2 protein-coding genes are annotated in these 2,588 nt (G+C 46.4%); both read left to right on the plus strand.

The window, feature by feature from the left end; translation table 11 throughout:
- The first annotated feature begins 154 nt into the window (after positions 1 to 154).
- Complete coding sequence (gene istA, locus GPK83_RS12285) at positions 155 to 1,705, plus strand: IS21 family transposase (protein ID WP_215704901.1); 1,551 nt, start codon at positions 155 to 157, stop codon at positions 1,703 to 1,705.
- Positions 1,702 to 2,478: an ATP-binding protein gene (locus GPK83_RS12290; RefSeq protein ID WP_015552542.1), complete on the plus strand. Its 777-nt coding sequence runs from the start codon at positions 1,702 to 1,704 to the stop codon at positions 2,476 to 2,478. Before istA ends, GPK83_RS12290 begins: the two co-directional genes overlap by 4 nt.
- The last annotated feature ends 110 nt before the right edge of the window (positions 2,479 to 2,588 follow it).

The raw sequence follows: 2,588 nt of genomic DNA on the forward strand, positions 1-2,588 counted from the left end.
TGAATATTACGGGTACTTTTACACCACTTGTCCGGATTGAGGAAACCATTGTTCCGGATTGATGGAAACCGCTCTTCCGGTCATTAGGGAACCACTCTTATAATGGATGTAAGCATCGAATTTGATGCTAATTCATTATGAGGGAGGTCTTCATATGACCAAATATCGTGAAATCCTAAGGCTGACAGCCTTGGGTCTGTCTCTTCGTGACATTGAGAAAAGCCTCAAGGTTTCAAGAAAGACAGTTGTAAAGGTCCAGAAACGTGCAGATGAATTATCTCTGAGCTGGCCACTGGACGAATCACTCACTGATGCTGAGTTGGAGCAGCGGATGTTTCCAAAAGATTTGTCTCCGAAATCCACCAAGCGGATGCCTGACTTCGACTACATCCGGAAGGAATTGCTCAAAAATGGTGTCAACAAGAAGCTCCTTTGGACAGAATACCTCGAAGAATGCAGTCAGAATGGTGATGATGCTTTGATGTATTCCCAGTTCTGTTATTACATTCAGCAGAACGAGCAAAAAAGCCGTGCTACCATGCACATCCCGCGGAAAGCAGGCCAGCAGATCGAGGTTGACTGGGCTGGTGATCCGGCAAAGATTATTGATCCGGATACCGGTGAAATTACCGAAGCATGGATCTTTGTTGGTGTTATGACCTACAGCCAGTATGCTTTTGTCGAAGCGTTCATCAATGAACAACAAAAGTCATGGATTACCGCTCATGTCCATATGTACGAGTTCTTTGGCGGCGTTACGCCGATTCTGGTATCAGACAATGCTCCTACAGCAACGAACCGTAAACAGAGTGACAAATATGAGTCTGTCCTGATTAAGTCCTATGAGGAACTGGCACAGCATTACAACACTGCTATCATTCCGGCCCGGGTACGTGCCCCGAAGGATAAGCCAAGTGTAGAAGGAAATGCTGGCCATGTCTCTACATGGATCACAGCTGCGCTTCGTAATGAACAGTTTTTCTCTCTGGAAGAATTGAACCAGGAAATCAGGAAAAAGCTCAAAAAGTACAACGCGGCTTCTTTTCAAAAGAAAGAAGGCAGCCGACAGAAGCTGTTTCTCGAAGATGAGAAGCCATTGCTCATGCCCCTGCCTGCCACCCGCTTTGAATTAGCTGAACATCGTACCGCCACAGTACAGTTCAACTATCACATCGCCGTAGACAAAATGTACTACTCGGTGCCTTATCAGTATATCAAAGATAAGGTCGATGTGCGAGTGACAGATACCACCATTGAAATTTTTAAGGATTTCAGGAGAATTGCTTCCCACAAACGCCTGTACGGGCGTCCTGGGCAGTATTCCACAGTACTCGAACATATGCCACCAGATCACCAGAAATATCTGGAGTGGAACGGTGACCGTTTCCGCAAATGGGCAGAAACAATTGGAATCAATACCTATAAAGTTGTAAACAGTATCCTTACCTCAGGCAGAGTGGAGCAGCAGTCTTACAGGGCCTGTATGGGCCTTTTGAAGCTTGCTGAGAGGAAGTCTTCACAGCAGCTTGAAAACGCCTGTGCAAAGGCTCTGCAGTACTCGAATTCACCCAGCTATAAAAGCATCAAGAACATCCTTACTGCGGATCGTGGAGCTAAATCTGAGGCACCTCAGAAGCAGACAAACGAGAGTTCCCAGTCCGGCATCACCCGTGGTGCCCGTTATTACGGAGGTAAGAGATCATGACAAATCAGAGTACAATTGACAAGCTTATTGAAATGCACATGACATCGATGGCCGATGCATTCCGTAACCAGATGCAGGATATCTCCATGAAGGAGATCCCTTTCGATGATCGGTTTGGGATGATCGTTGATATCGAATATACATCCCGTAAAAACAGCCGTTTGAAAAGACTGATTAAGAATGCAGAGTTCGAGCAGCCAGACGCAACGATTGCGGCAGTTGATTACGGTCATAACCGCAAAGTAAACCGCCACCTGATCGAACGGCTGGCAACCTGTGAGTACATCACAGAATACCGTAACATCTTCATTACCGGCGCAACAGGCAGTGGAAAAACATATCTGGCCTGTGCGTTTGGAATGGAGGCATGTAAGCGTTATTACAGCGTTAAGTACGTCCGTGTGCCAGATCTGCTCCTGGACTTACAAGAGGCCAGAGATGAAGGCCGCTTTAAAGATGCATTGAAAAAATACACCAATCCCACGCTTCTAATCCTGGATGAGTGGCTGCTCATGAGAGTTACTGAAAAAGACTCAGCCAATCTGCTTGAGCTTATTCATAAGCGTCGCAAGCACTCATCCACGATCTTCTGTTCCCAGTATCTTGAGGAAGACTGGTACCAAAAGCTTGGTGGTAAGGACAACCCTCTCACAGATGCCATCATGGATCGAATCTCATTCGATTCATACAAGATTCCGATTATGAGTCTTGACCCAGAAAAGGATATTTCCATGAGGGAGGTTTATGGACTGGATCCATCTCAGGCACAATAACATACAGGCGGCTTCGCCGCACATAGCAATAACCTAAAGCGGTTTCCGCCTATCCGGACAGGTGGTTTCCATTTTTCCGGACAGACGGCTTCGCCGCAACGGAATATTCA

The sequence above is a fragment of the Clostridium sp. MCC328 genome, from assembly GCF_018785465.1.
GTDB lineage: Bacteria > Bacillota > Clostridia > Lachnospirales > Lachnospiraceae > Pilosibacter > Pilosibacter fragilis.

Excerpts from the sequence above, each read along its gene's own strand:
- GPK83_RS12290 (WP_015552542.1), top strand. The coding sequence starts at position 1,702 with ATGACAAATCAGAGTACAATTGACAAGCTTATTGAAATGCACATGACA.
- istA (WP_215704901.1), top strand. The coding sequence starts at position 155 with ATGACCAAATATCGTGAAATCCTAAGGCTGACAGCCTTGGGTCTGTCT.